This is a genomic window from Stenotrophomonas sp. STK17_22, from assembly GCF_051983905.1.
Classification (GTDB): Bacteria; Pseudomonadota; Gammaproteobacteria; order Xanthomonadales; family Xanthomonadaceae; genus Stenotrophomonas; species Stenotrophomonas maltophilia_A.
Map to the genome: position 1 here is coordinate 3,690,047 of NZ_CP197010.1, position 16,762 is coordinate 3,706,808.

The window sequence follows — 16,762 nt, forward strand, 5'->3', positions numbered from 1 at the left end:
AGGGCGCCTTCGGGCGCCCTCCTTTTTTGCAGGTGCAGCACGATCCCGGATTAACACCGCGCATGCTATCGCTGCGGCTTCGTCCAACGTGGAGCCCCGACATGGCACACAAGAACACGATCTGTGTCTGGTATGACAACGGCGCACTCGAGGCCGCCACCTTCTACGCCAGCATCCTGCCAGACAGCGCGGTGACCGCCGTGCATCACGCCCCCGGTGACTATCCGGACGGCAAGGAAGGCAACGTACTGACCGTTGAATTCACGGTCTGCGGCATCCCCTGCGTCGGCCTCAACGGCGGCACCGCGTTCAAGCACAGCGAAGCGTTTTCCTTCCAGATCCAGACCGAGGACCAGGCCGAGACCGACCGCCTGTGGAATGCGATCGTCGGCAACGGTGGCCAGGAGAGCCAATGCGGCTGGTGCAAGGACCGCTGGGGCATCTCCTGGCAGATCAGCCCGCGCATGCTCATCGAAGCGGTGACCAGCCAGGACAAGGCACTGGCCAAGCGCGCATTCAACGCGATGATGCCGATGAAGAAGATCGACATCGCCACCATCGAAGCAGCGATCAAAAAAGGGGACGGAGGGGATTAAGTCGTTTTTTCCCCATTGCCGGTGACCCCATGCGAATTGCGACTTAATCCCCTCCGTCCCCTTTTTCCGAGGTGCAGATGACCTGGGATGCGATCATCGTTGGCGGTGGCCACAACGGCCTGGTCTGCGCGGCCTATCTGGCGCGTGCCGGAAAGAAGGTGCTGGTGCTGGAACGTCGCGGCGTTCTTGGCGGCGCTGCGGTCACCGAGGAATTCCATCCCGGCTTCCGCAACTCAGTCGCCTCGTACACGGTCTCGCTGCTGCAGCCGAAGGTGATCGACGACCTGCAGCTGCATGCGCATGGGCTGCGCATCGTCGCGCGCCCGGCCAACAACTTCCTGCCATTGCCCGACGACCGCTATCTGTTGTCGGCTCCTGGTCGCACTCAGGCCGAGGTGGCGAAGTTCTCCGAGCGGGATGCGCAGCGCTTGCCCGCGTACGAGGCACGCCTGGAAATCTTCGCCGACGTACTGCGCGCATGGGCTCTGCGCGCGCCGCCCGACCTGGGTGTAGCAGGCGGTTGGCGTGCGCTGCCCGCACTATGGCAGATGGGGAAACTCGGCCGCGAACTGGCGGCGCTGGATGCGCCACTGCGGCAGGAACTGCTGGACCTGTTCACGCTGTCGGCGGCGGAGTACCTGGACCGTTGGTTCGAGAGCGAGCCGATCAAGGCGCTGTTCGGCTTTGATGGCATCGTCGGCAACTACGCAAGCCCGTATACAGCGGGCAGTGCCTACGTACTGCTGCACCACGTATTCGGCCAGTGCAATGGCGTAAAGGGTGCGTGGGGCCACGCGATCGGCGGCATGGGCGCGATCAGCCAGGCCATCGCCAGCGCGGCGCGCGAGGCCGGGGCCGAACTGCGCGTGGATGCCGGTGTGCAACAGGTACTGATCGAACAAGGCCGCGCCGTGGGGGTGGAACTGGTCAACGGCGAAACCCTGCGTGCACGCGCGGTGGTGGCCAACGTCAATCCGAAGCTGCTGTACGAACAGCTGCTGGAGCCAACGCAGGTACCCGCTGCCACACGCGAACGCATGACGAACTGGCGCTGCGGTTCCGGCACCTTCCGGATGAACGTGGCGCTGTCGCGGTTGCCGGACTTCCGAGCCCTGCCCGGCCCCGGCGATCACCTCAGCGCCGGCATCATCATGGCCCCCAGCCTGGACTACATGGACCGCGCCTGGCTGGATGCGCGCCGCGAAGGCTGGTCGCGCGAACCGATCGTAGAGATGCTGATTCCGAGCACGCTGGATGATTCACTGGCGCCGCGCGGGCAGCATGTGGCCAGCCTGTTCTGCCAGCACGTGGCGCCGGTACTGCCCGACGGGCGTAACTGGGATGATCACCGCGAGACTGTGGCGGACCTGATGATTGCCACCGTCGAACGGTATGCGCCCGGCTTTGCCGGCAACGTGCTCGGTCGGCAGGTGCTGTCGCCGCTGGATCTGGAACGCACCTTCGGCCTGGCCGGCGGCGACATTTTCCACGGTGCGCTCAGTGCCAACCAGTTGTTCTCGGCACGGCCGATGGTCGGCCAGGCCGGCTACCGCGGCGCCCTTCCGGGGTTGTATCTGTGTGGGTCGGGCACCCATCCCGGCGGTGGCGTCACCGGTGCGCCCGGGCACAATGCCGCGCAGGTGGTGTTGCAGGATCTGTAGAGCCTCGCCATCGTGGAGGCGCGTGTACCCCGTCGCCTGCATCATCTGCTGTTGGTAGGTGCCAACCTTGGTTGGCACGAGGCAGCAAAGCGTGCCGACCAACGGTCGGCACCTACAGCATCAAATGATCCCGTTCAAAGCGCGCCAACCAAGGTTGGCACCTACCCGCGTGGGAGAAGGTGTGCCGACCAACGGTCGGCACCTACAGCGTCAAATGATCCCATTCAAAGCGTGCCAACCTAGGTTGGCACCTACAGCGTCAAATGATCCTTCGGATCATTTGACGCTGCGCAGATGGTTGGGGCGCTTCGGTGGGCCGGGCGGGCGGCGCTTGTTGAACGGCGATTGTCCGCGCCAGTAGCGGATCAGCAACCAGCCGAACAGCATGCCGCCGAGGTGTGCGAAGTGGGCCACGCCCGGCTGCCAGCCGGTCATGCCCAGCACCAGCTCGCCCACGCCGAACAGGATCACGAAGGTACGCGCCTTCATCGGGATCGGCGGGAACAGCAGCATCACCCGCTGGCTGGGGAACAGCATGCCGTAGGCCAGCAGCAGGCCGAACACGCCACCGGAAGCACCCAGCACCGTGGCCGGGTTTTCCAGCAGCGTACCCACCAGCAGCTGGCAGACACCGGCACCGGCCACGCACACCAGGTAATAGAGCAGGAAGCGCTTCTCGCCCCAGGTCTGCTCCAGCGGCGCGCCGAACATGAAGACCGCCAGCATGTTGAAGAACAGATGGCCGAAGCTGCCATGCAGGAAGCCATAGGTCAGCAGCTGCCACGGCTGGAAATTGCCGCCCGGCGAGAACGCATCGAAGCCCTGCTGCAACGGCTGCAGCATGAACGGCTCGAAGGTCTGCATGCCGAGCAGGAACGGCTGCTGCAGCAGGAACAGGATCGCGTTGGCGATCAGCAGGGCCTTGGTGACGGTTGGCAGTCGCGGGAACATGGGAGCACCGGCATGGAACGGCCTCCATCATAGCCGCAGCACCGTGTCTTGTTGGCGACCGGCAGGCGCGGCCTGTTCAGTCGCCAGCGGTGCTCAGCCCGGACCCCACACAGCGGCATCCAGTGCTGCCGCCGGATCAGCCGCCGGCATCCGCACCCGGCCGTTCTCCACCCGCACGCCCTCGGCGCGCAACCGCTGTGACTGCTCGCGCCAACCAGCCGAACCTTCCTCCATGGCAATGCGCCCATCTGAACGCAGCACGCGATGCCAGGGCAGGTCCGGGTCGTCGTTCTGGCCCAGGATGCGCGCGGTCAGGCGCGCACGCCCGGGCAGGCCCGCGCGCAGCGCCACCTGCCCATAGCCCATCACCTGCCCCGCCGGGATCGCGCGGATCACCGCCAGGATGCGCGCGCGCGCCTGCTCAGGCGTCAGCGCCGCAGGCGGGTTACCAGCAGAACGCCGATCAGCACCAGCACGGTGCCGGCGATCTGCGCCGGCCCCATCGGTTCGTCGAGCAGCCATAGGCTCATCACGATGGTGGAAACAGGGCCCAGCATACCGACCTGCGCGGCCAGCGACGAACCCACGCGCTGCACCGCCAGCATGATCGCCAGCACTGGCAGCACCGTGCACACGGTGGCATTGGCCAGAGACAACCACTGCACCGGCGCCGGTGCCTGCCACAACAACGGCAGCGGATGGGTCACCGCGAAATGCAGCAGCACCAGCACGCTGGCCACGCAGCTGGCGTAAGCGGTCAGCCGCACCGCTCCGATACGCGCGACCACCTGCCCGCTGCCGAACAGGTACAGCGCATAGCTGAGCGCACTGCCCAGCACCAGCAGGCTGCCAACGATGATCTGCCCACCCTCGCGCTGCAGGTCATGGCCGAACGCCAGCAGCACGCCCAGATAACTCAGCACCAGCGCGCCGATCTGCCATCGGCCCGGCCACTGGCGCGCCAGCAGCACGTTGATCAGCAGCACCAGGGTCGGATTCAAGTACAGGATCAATCGTTCCAGCGTCACGCTGATGTACTGCAGGCCCTGGAAGTCGAGCAGGCTGGACAGGTAGTAGCCGGTGAAACCCAGCCACAGCACACGGGCTCGGTCGGCCCAGGACAGTGGTTCGGCCCGACGCGCGGCCCACAGCGCCATCAGTACGAACAGCGGCAGCGCCATCAGCATGCGCAGGGCAAGCAGCGTGGTGGCATCCACGCCGTGACGCAGGCCGAGCTTGACGATGATCGCCTTGCCGGAAGCAGCGATGGCGCCGATCGCGGCCAGGCCGATACCCCCCAGCGCAATGCGTGGGGAGGCGGTGGCGATACGGGAAGCGGGATTGGACATCAGGACGACGGCGGGCCGCTCGGAGCGGCCCGGGAAAGCGTGGGGGCGCCCATTGTCGCACGGAGCCGTCCGGTGCCCGCCTTGTAGAGTCGAGCCAAGCTCGACTGTCTTTCCACCGCAGTCGAGCATGGCTCGACTCTACAAAGAGCGACGGCCGAGCATGGGCTCGGCTCTGCAGCAACCGCAGGTCAGCGCATCAGCACCACTTCCTCAGCCGAGGTCGGGTGGATCGCCACGGTGTCATCGAACTGGGCCTTGGTCGCGCCCATCTTCACCGCCACCGCGAAACCCTGCAGGATCTCGTCGGCCGCTTCGCCCAGCAGGTGGATACCCACCACGCGTTCTTCCGGGCCGGCGCAGACCATCTTGAACAGGCTGCGCTGTGTACCGTTGGCCAGCGCCTGCAGCATCGGTCGGAAACGGCTGTGGTAAACGCTCACCTGGTCGAAACGCGCGCGCGCTTCTTCCTCGCTCATGCCCACCGCACCCAGCGGCGGGTGCGAGAACACCACGCTGGCCACATTCTCGTAATCCATCTTCGACTGCGGGCGGCCACCGAACAGGCGATCCATCAGGCGCCGTGACGCCGCCACCGCCACCGGAGTCAGGCCGACTTTGCCGGCGATATCACCCACCGCGTGCACGCTCGGCACGCTGGTGGTCTGCCATTCGTCCACCTGCACCTGCTGGTGCTCGCCGATGCAGATGCCGAGCGCTTCCAGGCCCAGATCACGGCTGTTGCCGCGACGCCCGGTAGCAAAGAACACCGCGTCGAACACACTGTCGAGCGGGCCGTCATGGCCGAATGCACGCACCCGTTCGCCATCGCGCTGCAGTTCACGCAGGCGGTAGTCGAAATGGATGCGCACGCCCTGCTGTTTCAGGTTCTCGGACAACTGATCGGTCAGCTCGTAGTCGAAGCGCTCCAGCAGCCGCTTGCCGCGCACCAGCAGGCTCACGCGGCTGCCCAGCGCCTGCAGCAGGCCGGCCAGTTCCACCGCGATGTAACCACCCCCGATGATCGCGACTTCGGCAGGCGCCGCGCGCAGATCGAAGAAATCGTCGGAGACCAGGCCCAGTTCGGCGCCGGGAATGTCGGGCCGCAATGGGTGCGCACCGGTTGCGATCAGGATGTGCTCGGCGCTGTAGCGCACACCATCGCTGCAGGCCACGGTGTGCGCATCCAGCAGATGGCCACGCGCCGGAATACGCACCACGCCGGTCTCATCCAGGCGTTTGTGGTAGCTGGTGTGGATGTTGCTGATGTAGGCCTGGCGATGGATCACCAGTTCCTTCCAGGAAAGCGCCGGGCGCGCTTTTACATCGAAGCCCATCGCACTGGCCAGACCGATACGCTCGTGCAGGTCGGCCGCCAGCCACATCGCCTTCTTCGGCACGCAGCCGACATTGACGCAGGTCCCGCCCAGCTCACCGGGCTCCAGCATTGCCACGCGCTTGCCATGCTGCGCGGCGCGGATCGCGCCGGCCAGGCCGGCGGAGCCGCCGCCAAGGACGATCAGGTCGTAATCAAAGGATGCAGTGCTCATCGGAATCGCTCGGGTCGGTAAGGGGCAGGATCGATCGCTGGCGTGCGGCCGCAGACGAGATCGGCGATCAGCTGGCCGGTGCCGGCGCTCATGCTGATGCCGAGCATGCCATGCCCCGCTGCAAGCCAGACGTGAGGATGCGCAGGCGCGCGGCCGATCAACGGCACGTCGTCCACGCTCATGGGGCGCCACCCGCACCACTGCTCCTGCAGCTGCGCACCGCGTGGCGCGCGCAGGTAGTGGTCGGCGGCCTGCTGCAGGGCCTGCAGGCGGGCCGTGCGCAGCTGCGGTTCGGCACCGGCGAATTCCATGGTGCCGCCCAGTCGCAACGCCTCGCGCCAAGCAATCACGAACACGGAATGGTCCTTCAGCACCACCGGGCGCTGCGGCACCTGCACCGGTCGCGACCAGGTCAGCGAATAGCCCTTGCCGGGCTGGATCGGCACGCGCAGATCCAGTTGCCGTGCCCAGCGCGGCGACCACGGTCCGGTGGCCAGCACCAGCTCGCGTGCGTGCAGCGTGCGTTCGCCGACGTGCACGCGCACACCCTGCGCGTCGGTGCTGAAATCCTGCATGTCCGCCTGCTCCTCGATCACCACGCCCTGTGCACGCAGCACGCGCGCCAGTTCGGCGGTGTAGCGGTCCGGACGCAGCTGCGCATCGCCGGGGAAGTGGATCGCGCCGGCAATGCGATCATGGAAAGCTGGATTGTCGCGCGCATAGTCGGCGCCGTCGATGCGCGCCGTGGCGATGCCCTGCGCGTTCAGTGCCTCACACTCAGCGGCGTGGTGATCGAAATTGCGGGCATCGCCAAACACGTAGTCCAGACCGCGGGTATCGAATTCGCAGTCCAGCGCATGCGTCTGCACCCAGTGGGCCAGGCGCAGCCGTGAATCATTCAACAGTGCGCCGCGTGCCCGCGTGGCGTGCAGCCAGTCACGTGCGTTGCAGCGCGCGCCGAACTGCAGCAGCCAGCGCCACAATGCAGGGTCCAGGCGCGTACGTACGTACAACGGTGCACGCGGATCGAGCATCCAGCGCAGCGCGCGCAACGGTACACCAGGCGCTGGCAGCGGCGGCGCGTGGCTGGGGGTGATGGTGCCGCAGTTGCCATGCGAGGTCGCGCCGCCGACACGCCCACGGTCGATCACGCGTACCTGTCGGCCCTGTGCGCGCAGCGCGAGCGCGACGGCCAGTCCAATGGCACCGGCGCCGACCACGATCACATCCTCGCGCGCGCCCTGCATCGATCAGCCCTGCCCGGCCCCGCGCCGCATCGGCGGCCACTGCCGGTAGGTCATCGCACGCCACAGCCATTCCATGGGCCCGAAGCGGAAGCGGCGCAACCAGGCCTGCGAAAGGGTCACCTGCAGTGCAAACAACAGCAGCGCGAACAGCAGCTGTACGCTGCGCGGCATCATCTCGAACCATCCCAGTCCGTAGTGATAGAAAAGCAGCGTGCAGACCAGCGACTGCGCCAGGTAATGGGTCAGCGCCATGCGCCCCACCGGCGCCAGCCAGGCCAATCGCATGCGCCAGTGCACGATCCACGCCAGGTAGCCCAGGCACATCGGCAGCCCGCCAACCGTGACCATGGCCATCGCCGCCGTCACCGGCAGGTTGTACGCACCGGGTGCCAGGTAGGGTTTCCAGGCAACCCCCAGCAGCGTGACCAGCAGGCCCAGCGGCAGTGCGATCCAGCGCAGCGACGCGTACAGGCGCGGGAAGCGCTCCGGCGTCGCCAGCGCGCCACTGCCGGCGAACCAGCTGCCGATCAGGAACATGCCCAGCACTTCCGGGCCGGTGATCAGCAGCGCCCCCATGGACGTACCGAACTCACTCAGGCGCTGCACATTGGCCTGCGCCCAGCTGCCCTGCCCGTACACCTGCCGTTGCAGCTCGATGCTCCGCTGCGCCTCAGCAAGCATGCCCTGCACATCTTCGGCCGAAGCCATCGACACCATCGCGCCGACCAGCAGCATCATCGCCACACCGCCGAGGTAGACCATCAACCCCATCCACGGCAGCCAGCTGCGTGGCGCCTCGCGGCAGGCCAGCAGCGGCAACGAGATCAGTGCATACATCACCAGAATGTCGCCGGACCAGACCAGCAGTGCATGGCACAGACCGATCAGCAGCAAGCCAGCGCTGCGGCGCAGGTAGAACGGGGTGAAGTCGCGCCCGGCGGCCTCAGCGCGCTGCGCCATCACCGCGAAGCCGGCACCGAACAGCAACGAGAACAGGGTGAAGAACTTGCCCTGCACGAACACGTAGACAAAGGCATCGGCCCAGTAGTCGATGCCCTGCCAATGCACGTCGATGCCGGTGAACGCCAGGTCCAGCGGCCCGCTGAAGGCCTCGATGTTCATCAGCAGGATGCCCAGCAGCGCAGCACCGCGCAGCACGTCAAGCACGGCGATGCGTTCGCCGGAAGCCACCGGCTGCAGGGAAGGAGAAGCGGCGTTCACAGGGCGTCCGTCGGGCAGGTCCACCATTATGCCGCCGGCCTGCGCGCCATGGATGGCCGCGCCGTGTTCCACAAACGCAACGGCCCGCCGAAGCGGGCCGTTGCTGCCATCACAATCGCGCTGCGATCAGTGCTGGTGACCGCCGTCGCCGTGGACGTGGCCGTGGTCGATTTCTTCCTTGCCGGCTTCGCGCACATCGACGATTTCCACGTCGAAGTGCAGGTCCTTGCCGGCCATCGGATGGTTCAGGTCGACGTCGACGACGCTCATGCCGACCTTCTGCACGGTCACCGCACGCGGGCCGAAGTTGGTCTGCAGCACAACCTGCTGGCCCGGAGCCAGCTTGGTGTTGCCGAAGTGCTTCTTCGGCACGCGCTGGGACAGGCCCTCACGACGCTCGCCGTAGGCATCGGCAGCGTTGACGTCGACGCTGAAGGTCGCGCCGGCTTCCTTGTCCATCATGGCGTTTTCCAGGCCCGGAATGATGTTGCCGTGGCCGATCAGGATCGCCAGCGGCTCGCCGCGGTCCTTGGACGATTCGATCGGCTCCTGGCCGACTTCGGAAACGGTGTAGTGGAAGCGGACAACGCGGTCTTTTTCGATCTTCATGCGCAACTCTGTCTGGATCTGCCGGAGGCAGGCGGGTTGGGGCGGGTTGTCGCCCGGCGGGGACGCCGCCATCATGACGGCCAATCCTAAGGTGGCGCATTATCCGGAGATCATGCACATCACGCCAGTTTCGTCCGGCCTGCGCCGGCTCCTCGCCCCGGCCCTGCTGCTGGCCCTGCCCGTGCTGATGACCGCCTGCGGCGGCGGCAAGGCCACCCGACCCGCGCCGCCCCCGCCGACCGCGAACTGGCCGAAGACCGTGCCGGACAATCCCGAGGCGGCCAACTCGGTGCTGATGCGCGCCATCAGCCTGGTCGGCACCCCCTATCGCTATGGCGGCAATACCCCCGACTCCGGCTTCGACTGCAGCGGCCTGGTGGCCTACGTCTACCGCGAGATGCTGGACCTGAAACTGCCGCGCACCTCGCGCGACCTGGCGGCGGTACAGGGCCCGAAGATCGACCCGCAGCGCCTGGCCACCGGCGACCTGGTGTTCTTCGGCAGCCGCGGCAGCGTCACCCATGTCGGCATTTATGTGGGTGAAGGGCGCTTCGTGCACGCGCCGAGCACCGGTGGCACGGTCCGGCTGGACTCGCTCAGCGGTCCGTACTGGAAGGACCACTACACCGGGGCGAAACGTGTCCTTCGCTAAAATGAACAGGCGATATGTTCAAAATTGTGACGCACATCACCGTGCAACTAACGATTTACTAACGGAATTTTTAACTTATTGCCGCTTTTACAGGGCATGATGCCCCATCGTTTTTTTCCTGTGACCGACGCGTGACGACTGACGACCTGAAAAGCGAAGGCCAGACTTCCGTATCTTCACGTAGTGCCCGCCCGCTGTTGCTTGGCCTGGCACTGTGTCTGACCAGCCTTCCGGCCTGGTCGCAGACTGCTCCGAACCGTTCCGATGTGACCCCGGCCCCGGTGGCCGAGAGCACCGCCCGACCGGCCGCCAAGGCCGAGGCTGCCGCTCCGCAGCGCAGCCGCGTCGATGCCGCCGCCAGCGCCACGCTGGCCGCCCTGCTGCCGCACCTGGCTGCCAACGACACCATTCCGCTGATGGACCGCTCGGCCGTGGTGGCCGGTGATCTCAGCCGCCTGCTCGCCAACTACGACACCAGCAGCGCCGCCAATGGCAGCGTTGTCGGCACCGCCGCCGACAACGGCAAGGTGCAATCGCTGCTGCGCCGCGCGATGACCCTGCTGGGCACCCCGTATCGTTGGGGTGGCAGCAACCCGGACAGCGGTTTCGACTGCAGCGGCCTGGTCGGTTACGTGTTCCGCTCGGCCCTGGGCATCGAGCTGCCGCGCGTGTCGCGCGAGATGGCACACGATGACAACGCCGAACTGATCAATGATCGCACCGCGCTGGCTGCCGGTGACCTGGTGTTCTTCGGCCGCAAGGGCCGCGTCGACCACGTCGGCATCTATGTTGGCGATGGCCGCTTCCTGCACGCACCGAGCTCCGGCAAGGACGTCCGCGTGGACACCCTGCTCAGCGGCTACTGGGGCAACAAGTTCATGCAGGCCCGCCGGGTCGATCTCTGACCCGCTGGCGCCACCGCGCCGCCTGACACGAGAAAGCCGCTGCCCTGCAGCGGCTTTTTTGTTTGCGCCCCCACTGGGTGCCGACCTTGGCCGGCACTGCGCCACCTGCCCCAGTGGGTGCCGACCGTTGGTCGGCACTGCGGCCATCCACGCATGGCGTGGATCTACCGGGGACCTACCCTGATCGGCACCGCGCCAGTCAGCTCCAAAACAAAAAGCCCGCCGGTCAGGGCGGGCCTTTCATCTCCACGCAACCTCAGCCGCGTGGCGGTGTCGGGTCCGGATCGTCCACACCCACATTGCTGGACGGGTTGTCATACACCGCCTGGTCGAGCAGCCCGGTTTCCTTGGCCACGATCACCGGCACCAGCATCTGGCCCGTCACATTGGTCATCGTGCGCATCATGTCCAGGATGCGGTCGATGGCATACAGGTAACCGATGGTCTCCAGCGGCAGGTTGGCTGCGCTCAGCACCACCGTGGCCATGATCACCGCGGTACCGGGCACGCCGGCGGTACCGAAGCTGCCCAGCACCGAGGCGATCAGCACCACCACGTACTGTTCCGGGGTCAGCGGCACACCGCTGTACTGCGCGATGAACACCGCGCACAGCGCCGGATAGATCGCGCCGCAGCCATCCATCTTGATGCTGGCGCCCAGCGGCACCGCGAACGAACCGTAGTCCTTGTTCACGCCCAGGTTGTGGGTGATCGAGCGCAGCGCCACCGGCATCGCTGCGAAGCTGGACGAGCTGACGAAGGCGACCTGCATGCCCGGCGCCGCGCCACGGAAGAACTTCAACGGGTTCAGGCCGTGTGCCAGCAGCAGTGCGCTGTAGACCACCACGATGTGCAGGGCGCAGGCCACGTACAGCGCCAGCACGAAATGCCCCAGCGGCAGCAGCTTCTCGAAACCGTAGCTGCCGACCAGGCCAGCAATCAGGCCGAAGGTGCCGATCGGGGTGACTTCCAGCACGAAGCGGGTCACCTGGATCATGATGTCGCTCATCTGCCCGACCAGCTTGCGCGCCTCGGTCACCTTCTCGCCCAGCTTGACGATGGCAAAGCCCACCAGGCCAGCGAAGAAGATCACTGGCAGGATCGAGCCGCGACCGGCAGCCAGCACGGTTTCACCGGCCGCATTGACCTTGGTGCCGATGCCGGACAGCGCGTAGAAGACATTGGCCGGCACCACGTCCAGCAGCACCTGCACCACGCTGGGCACTTCGCGCGGCACGTAGTTGCTGGCCATCGACAGCTGCAGGCCACCGGCGCCGGGCTGCAGCACGGTACCCACGCCCAGGCCGACGCACACCGCCAACGCGGCGGTGATCACGAACCACAGGAAGGTGCGGCCACTGAGCGCGGCGACCGACTTCTGGCCGTGCAGCGACGAGATTGCGTTGATGACCGCGAAGAACACCAGCGGCACGGCGATCATCTTGATCAGGGTGACGTACAGCTCGCCGAGCGGGCCGAACCACGTTTCCGCGGCCGGGCCGAGCGCCCAGCCGGCCAGCGCGCCGAGCACGAAGCCACCGACCACGCGCTGCCAGAATGGAATCCGCAGCCAGGCAGAGACCAGCTTCATAGGCAATCCAGAGGGGAAGGAAGGGATGCTGGCACGATAGCCCAAGGCGGCCCGCGGAACGACCGCCCGGCCGGCAAATCAGTGTGTCATCGGCGTGCCTTGCGAGGGCGGGCATAATGAACGTCCCGTTACAGTTTGTGAGATCCCAGCGTCCATGCGCCGTTCCGTCTCCCTGTTGGCCGCCTGCGCCACCACCCTGCTGCTGGGCGCCTGCGCCAGCACCACCCCCGCGTCCGCCCCGGCCGGCCTGAAGGTCGCCGTCGACCCCGTTGCCCATCCGGCCGGCGAGACCCCGCAGTGGTGGTACCGCAGCGGCGCCGCCCAGGCCGCCGCCAACGGCGCGATGTCCGGCAAGGCCAAGAACGTCATCCTGTTCCTCGGCGACGGCATGAGCCTGACCACGGTGGCCGCCTCGCGCATCTACGAAGGCCAGCAGAAGGGCGGCTCGGGTGAAGAGAACCTGCTGTCCTGGGAGCGCTTCCCGGCCACGGCGTTCAGCAAGACCTACAACACCGATTCGCAGACCCCGGATTCGGCTGGCACCATGACCGCCATCACCACCGGCGTGAAGACCCACATGGGCGCGATCGGCGTCAGCGCCGGCAGCCGCACCGACTGCGCCGACAGCCTGTCCAAGGGCCTGCTGACCTGGCTGCAGCTGGCCGACAGCGCCGGCCTGGCCACCGGTGTGGTGTCCACCGCACGCCTGACCCATGCCACTCCGGCCGCCACCTACGCGCACTCGCCCGAGCGCAACTGGGAAAACGACACCGACCTGACCGAAGCCGCGAAGGCCGCCGGCTGCAAGGACATCGCCCAGCAGCTGTTGTCCACCTCGCGCTATGGCCGTGGCCCGCTGGTCGCCCTCGGCGGCGGTCGCGGTGAATTCACCACCGTGGAAGAACGCGATCCGGAATACGACGACAAGGTCGGCCAGCGCCTGGATGGCCGCAGCCTGGTGCAGGAATGGCAGCAGGCGCACCCGCAGGGTGCCTATGTGTGGAACAGCAAGCAGCTGGCCGCCGCCGCCAACGCTCCGGCCATTCTTGGCCTGTTCGAGCCGGACCACATGCGCTACGAGTACGAGCGCCCGCAGGATCCGGGCGGTGAGCCGAGCCTGGCCGAACTGACGGCGGCAGCCATCAAGAACCTGGCCAAGCACCAGGAAGGCTACGTGCTGATGATCGAAGGCGCGCGCATCGACCACGCCAACCACAGCGGCAACGCCTACCGTGCGCTGACCGAGACCGTGGCCCTGTCCGACGCGGTGCGCGTGGCCAACGAACTGACCTCGGCCGACGATACCCTGATCATCGTCACCGCCGACCACTCGCACACCCTGAACTTCGTCGGCTACCCGGCGCGCGGCAACCCGATCCTGGGCAAGGTGAAGGACAAGGGCGGCGAAGATGGCGCTGGCAAGCTCGACTACGCGCTGGACGGCACCGGCCAGCCGTACACCACCCTGAGCTACGCCAACGGCCCGGGCCATACCGGCAGCAGCAACCAGCAGCCGGCCGGTCCGAAGCGTTACCCGCACAACCCGAGCAGCTTCGAACCGGCCAACGGCCGCCCGAACCTGCGCGAGGTCGACACCGAGCATCCGGACTACATGCAGGAAGCACTGGTGCCGATGAAGTCCGAGTCGCACGGCGGCGAAGACGTCGGTATCTGGGCACGCGGCCCGGGCAGCAAGGCGATCCGCGGCACGCTGGAACAGAACGCGATCTACCACATGATCGTGCAGGCCACCCCGGCCCTGCGCGAACGCCTGTGCCAGGCCGGCACCTGCGATGACAAGGGCGTGCCGGTGCAGCTGCCGGCGCCGACCGCATTCGAGCGCAAGGCCGAGGCCAAGTGATCGTGAGGCAGGCCTACCCTGCTCCTGCCAGCGGCCGCTTCGCGCGGTCGCTGGTCCTGCTTGGCGTGCTGGTCAGTGCCAATGCAGCGGCACAGACATCGGCGTGCAAGCTGCTGACCGACGAACACGGGTTGTGGCCGCTGCCCAACTGCGAAGTGGTCGATCACCGGCCGAAGATCAGTGCCGACACCTTGAAGGACCTGAATTACGACGACCATGGTCTGGCCGTGGTGTACGCCGACCAGGGCTTCCACTACGTCAACCGCAAGGGCCGCAGCCTGCCGGTACTGACCTGGGACAACGGTCCGGAAACACCGCAGGAAGGCCTGCTGCGCGCCCGCGTCGGCAACCGCGTGGCCTACTTCGATCTGAAGTTCCGTCAGGTGGTGCCCGGCACCTTCGATTTCGGTTGGCCGTTCCAGGATGGCGTGGCCGAAGTCTGCAATGGCTGCCGGCGCGGCACGCCGGATGCCGATGGCCACACGCCGATGGAAGGCGGAGAGCGGTTCCGCATCGACCGTTCGGGCCGTCGGGTAAAGTAGGGTTTTCGGCAGGGCTGCGCCCTGCACCTGCAGACGCAACGGCAACGGCCGAAGCAACAGCGTGCATTCCGTGGGATGGCGGGGCACTGTGGGTTTGCGAGGACGGCGCAAGTACGTCCATGTAGCCTTGATCGCCGCATCCATGCGGCTCACACCCCGCAAACCCACAGTGCCCCGCCTCTGACAGATCTCCGCGGCTGTTGGTAGGTGTCGACCTTGGTCGACACATCTGTCAGATATCGAATGAGTCATCCACGCGTGGCGTGGATCTACTGTGTCGACCAAGGTCGACACCTACCAAAGCGGTGCACGACGCCGTTCTGGCAGATCGCGGCATTCTGTCGAAGCCGGGGTGGGTCCGGTTGCGGGGGCGTGAGCCGCATGGGCCCGAGGCATGCCTCGGGCGGGTTGGGCAGGACGCCCAACCCCGGTCTTGCCGTGTGCGCAGGACAGCGCACACGAGCAAGCGGCGACCGAGCTTACATGGGTGAGGGCGCTTTGCTTGCGAAGCACGGCTTCGCAAGCGCCCGAACGCACAGCCGCCAGCGGCTGGGCCGGGCCCCGGAGGGGGACTTGCAGCGGCCCCCGCAACCGCCCCCCCCCGCCAACCCTCAGGAAACCCGCTTCTGCTGTTGCTTCGGCCGTTGCCGTTGCTTGCGCGTCTGCGGGTGCAGGGCGCAGCCCTGCCGACCAACCCTATACTTGCCGCCGTGACTGAATTTCCTGCCCTCGTTCCGCTGGATGCGCCGCTGCTGGTGGGCTACAGCGGTGGTGTCGACTCCACCGTGCTGCTGCATTGGCTGTGGCGCTGCGCGCAAGCTTCCGGCACGGCGCTGCGCGCGGTGCACGTGCACCACGGGCTGCAGCCCGATGCAGATGACTGGGTGCTGCACTGCCAGCAGCAATGCGACGCCTGGGGCATCGAACTGGCCGTGCACCGCGTGCAGGTCGAGAACGGCACAGGCCTGGGCACCGAGGGTGCCGCGCGACTGGCACGACGCGCCGCGTTCGCGGCCGAACTGCGCGACGGCGAAACCCTGGCGCTGGCACAGCACCAGGACGACCAGGCCGAGACCTTCCTGTTGCGCGCCCTGCGCGCTTCCGGCGTCGATGGCCTGGCAGCGATGTCCACGCACAGCCGCCTTGGCGAAAAGCCTCTATGGCGACCGCTGCTGGCAGTGCCACGCAGTGCACTCCTCGACTACGCCCGCCAGCATGCACTGCACTGGATCGAAGACCCCAGCAACGCCGACGACCACGCCGATCGCAACTTCCTGCGCCTGCAGGTACTGCCACTGTTGCGCCAGCGCTGGCCGCATGCCGCTGCGGCGATGGCGGGCAGCGCAACGCACTGCGGGCAGACCCGCGAACTGCTTGACGAGGAAGACGCCGAGCTGATCGCACACCTGGAAGTCGCTCCACGCGTGCTGTCGCTGCAGCTGCTTCGCCAGGTCTCAACGGGCCGTGCCGCACGCGTGCTGCGTGCCTGGGTGGCCGGCCACGACGCGGCACCGCTGCCGGCCACCGTGCTGCAGCAGGCGCTGGACGAGCTGCTGCCGGCCGACAACGATCGCCAGGCCCGGGTGAGTTGGCACGATCACGCGATCCAGCAATGGCGCGACCACGCTTATCTGCTGCCGGCCCGGCTGCCTGCGCTTCCCCCCGAGTGGCAGGCCGAATGGGATGGACGCGCACCGCTGGCACTGCCCGATGGCGGACAGCTGCGCCTGCAGGGCACCCCGGCCTTCGAACGCCCGCTGCAGGTCCGTGCACGCGTGGGCGGTGAGCGCATTCTGCTGCCCGGTCGCCAGCATTCGCACGCGTTGAAGGACTGCCTGCAACGCGAACACCTCGCCCCCTGGCGACGCGCGCAGCTGCCGCTGATCTTTGATGGCCCGCAGTTGCTGGCCGCCGCCGACGTGGTCATCGCCGCACCGCTGCAGGCCTGGTTGCAGGCGCATGGCGCACAGTTGCAGTGGCGCCCGGGCGGCTGGTGAATTGACCCCCGCGCGCGGCCCGTCCACACTTGC

The 16,762-nt window shown here is 67.0% G+C and carries 15 protein-coding genes; 7 read left to right on the top strand and 8 right to left on the bottom strand.

What is annotated here, in order from left to right:
- Positions 1–101: 101 nt before the first annotated feature.
- Positions 102–596 carry a VOC family protein gene (locus ACSYS9_RS17315; protein ID WP_032128230.1) on the top strand — a complete coding sequence of 165 codons (495 nt, stop codon included), beginning with the start codon at positions 102–104 and terminating at the stop codon, positions 594–596.
- A gap of 77 nt (positions 597–673) precedes the next feature.
- Entirely contained in the window at positions 674–2,257 is a 1,584-nt protein-coding gene (locus tag ACSYS9_RS17320) for a phytoene desaturase family protein (protein ID WP_071228777.1), read from the top strand.
- 276 nt (positions 2,258–2,533) lie between these two features.
- Here ACSYS9_RS17320 and ACSYS9_RS17325 read toward each other — a convergent pair whose 3' ends face one another.
- The 7 genes from ACSYS9_RS17325 to ACSYS9_RS17355 all read right to left on the bottom strand — a co-directional run bounded on the left by ACSYS9_RS17325 (position 2,534) and on the right by ACSYS9_RS17355 (position 9,181).
- The gene (locus tag ACSYS9_RS17325; RefSeq protein ID WP_071228722.1) at positions 2,534–3,208 is read right to left on the bottom strand and encodes a rhomboid family intramembrane serine protease; all 675 of its coding nucleotides are present in this window, start codon (positions 3,206–3,208) and stop codon (positions 2,534–2,536) included.
- 93 nt (positions 3,209–3,301) lie between these two features.
- Entirely contained in the window at positions 3,302–3,730 is a 429-nt protein-coding gene (locus ACSYS9_RS17330; protein WP_423173770.1) for an MGMT family protein, read from the bottom strand.
- Entirely contained in the window at positions 3,637–4,557 is a 921-nt protein-coding gene (locus ACSYS9_RS17335; protein ID WP_071228721.1) for a DMT family transporter, read from the bottom strand. Before ACSYS9_RS17335 ends, ACSYS9_RS17330 begins: the two co-directional genes overlap by 94 nt.
- Before the next feature lie 188 nt (positions 4,558–4,745).
- On the bottom strand, positions 4,746–6,104 hold the full coding sequence (gorA, locus tag ACSYS9_RS17340; protein WP_071228720.1) for a glutathione-disulfide reductase: 1,359 nt from the start codon (positions 6,102–6,104) through the stop codon (positions 4,746–4,748).
- Positions 6,101–7,351, bottom strand: a complete 1,251-nt coding sequence (locus ACSYS9_RS17345) for an NAD(P)/FAD-dependent oxidoreductase (protein WP_071228719.1) — start codon at positions 7,349–7,351, stop codon at positions 6,101–6,103. The genes gorA and ACSYS9_RS17345 overlap by 4 nt, the downstream gene beginning before the upstream one ends.
- 3 nt (positions 7,352–7,354) lie before the next feature.
- Positions 7,355–8,599 carry a DUF418 domain-containing protein gene (locus ACSYS9_RS17350; RefSeq protein ID WP_071228776.1) on the bottom strand — a complete coding sequence of 415 codons (1,245 nt, stop codon included), beginning with the start codon at positions 8,597–8,599 and terminating at the stop codon, positions 7,355–7,357.
- A gap of 99 nt (positions 8,600–8,698) precedes the next feature.
- Complete coding sequence (locus ACSYS9_RS17355) at positions 8,699–9,181, bottom strand: FKBP-type peptidyl-prolyl cis-trans isomerase (RefSeq protein ID WP_049398704.1); 483 nt, start codon at positions 9,179–9,181, stop codon at positions 8,699–8,701.
- Between the two features lie 73 nt (positions 9,182–9,254).
- Between ACSYS9_RS17355 and ACSYS9_RS17360 the strand changes: the two genes are divergently transcribed.
- Both ACSYS9_RS17360 and ACSYS9_RS17365 read left to right on the top strand, forming a co-directional pair.
- The gene (locus ACSYS9_RS17360) at positions 9,255–9,833 is read left to right on the top strand and encodes a C40 family peptidase (protein ID WP_065428014.1); all 579 of its coding nucleotides are present in this window, start codon (positions 9,255–9,257) and stop codon (positions 9,831–9,833) included.
- Between the two features lie 131 nt (positions 9,834–9,964).
- Positions 9,965–10,738 (top strand): C40 family peptidase, encoded by a 774-nt coding sequence (locus ACSYS9_RS17365; protein WP_005414115.1) that lies wholly within the window; start codon positions 9,965–9,967, stop codon positions 10,736–10,738.
- 256 nt (positions 10,739–10,994) lie between these two features.
- On the opposite strand, the gene ACSYS9_RS17370 is transcribed toward ACSYS9_RS17365, so the two are convergent.
- Entirely contained in the window at positions 10,995–12,329 is a 1,335-nt protein-coding gene (locus ACSYS9_RS17370) for a dicarboxylate/amino acid:cation symporter (RefSeq protein WP_046988032.1), read from the bottom strand.
- A gap of 154 nt (positions 12,330–12,483) precedes the next feature.
- Between ACSYS9_RS17370 and ACSYS9_RS17375 the strand changes: the two genes are divergently transcribed.
- The 3 genes from ACSYS9_RS17375 (at position 12,484) to tilS (ending at position 16,729) form a co-directional block, all read left to right on the top strand.
- Entirely contained in the window at positions 12,484–14,190 is a 1,707-nt protein-coding gene (locus ACSYS9_RS17375) for an alkaline phosphatase (protein WP_032128997.1), read from the top strand.
- Positions 14,187–14,732: a WG repeat-containing protein gene (locus tag ACSYS9_RS17380; RefSeq protein ID WP_071228718.1), complete on the top strand. Its 546-nt coding sequence runs from the start codon at positions 14,187–14,189 to the stop codon at positions 14,730–14,732. The genes ACSYS9_RS17375 and ACSYS9_RS17380 overlap by 4 nt, the downstream gene beginning before the upstream one ends.
- Positions 14,733–15,442: 710 nt before the next feature.
- A complete protein-coding gene (gene tilS, locus ACSYS9_RS17385; protein WP_177179517.1) occupies positions 15,443–16,729 on the top strand; it encodes a tRNA lysidine(34) synthetase TilS in 1,287 nt (428 codons plus the stop codon).
- Positions 16,730–16,762: the final 33 nt, after the last annotated feature.

Bases quoted from the DNA above. Each gene is read 5' to 3' on its own strand.
- ACSYS9_RS17315 (WP_032128230.1), top strand. From the start codon at position 102: ATGGCACACAAGAACACGATCTGTGTCTGGTATGACAACGGCGCACTC.
- ACSYS9_RS17370 (WP_046988032.1), bottom strand. From the start codon at position 12,329: ATGAAGCTGGTCTCTGCCTGGCTGCGGATTCCATTCTGGCAGCGCGTG.
- ACSYS9_RS17375 (WP_032128997.1), top strand. From the start codon at position 12,484: ATGCGCCGTTCCGTCTCCCTGTTGGCCGCCTGCGCCACCACCCTGCTG.
- ACSYS9_RS17320 (WP_071228777.1), top strand. From the start codon at position 674: ATGACCTGGGATGCGATCATCGTTGGCGGTGGCCACAACGGCCTGGTC.
- ACSYS9_RS17350 (WP_071228776.1), bottom strand. From the start codon at position 8,599: ATGGTGGACCTGCCCGACGGACGCCCTGTGAACGCCGCTTCTCCTTCC.
- ACSYS9_RS17335 (WP_071228721.1), bottom strand. From the start codon at position 4,557: ATGTCCAATCCCGCTTCCCGTATCGCCACCGCCTCCCCACGCATTGCG.
- ACSYS9_RS17325 (WP_071228722.1), bottom strand. From the start codon at position 3,208: ATGTTCCCGCGACTGCCAACCGTCACCAAGGCCCTGCTGATCGCCAAC.
- ACSYS9_RS17360 (WP_065428014.1), top strand. From the start codon at position 9,255: ATGACGGCCAATCCTAAGGTGGCGCATTATCCGGAGATCATGCACATC.
- ACSYS9_RS17345 (WP_071228719.1), bottom strand. From the start codon at position 7,351: ATGCAGGGCGCGCGCGAGGATGTGATCGTGGTCGGCGCCGGTGCCATT.
- ACSYS9_RS17355 (WP_049398704.1), bottom strand. From the start codon at position 9,181: ATGAAGATCGAAAAAGACCGCGTTGTCCGCTTCCACTACACCGTTTCC.
- ACSYS9_RS17330 (WP_423173770.1), bottom strand. From the start codon at position 3,730: ATGGCTGCTCGACGAACCGATGGGGCCGGCGCAGATCGCCGGCACCGT.
- gorA (WP_071228720.1), bottom strand. From the start codon at position 6,104: ATGAGCACTGCATCCTTTGATTACGACCTGATCGTCCTTGGCGGCGGC.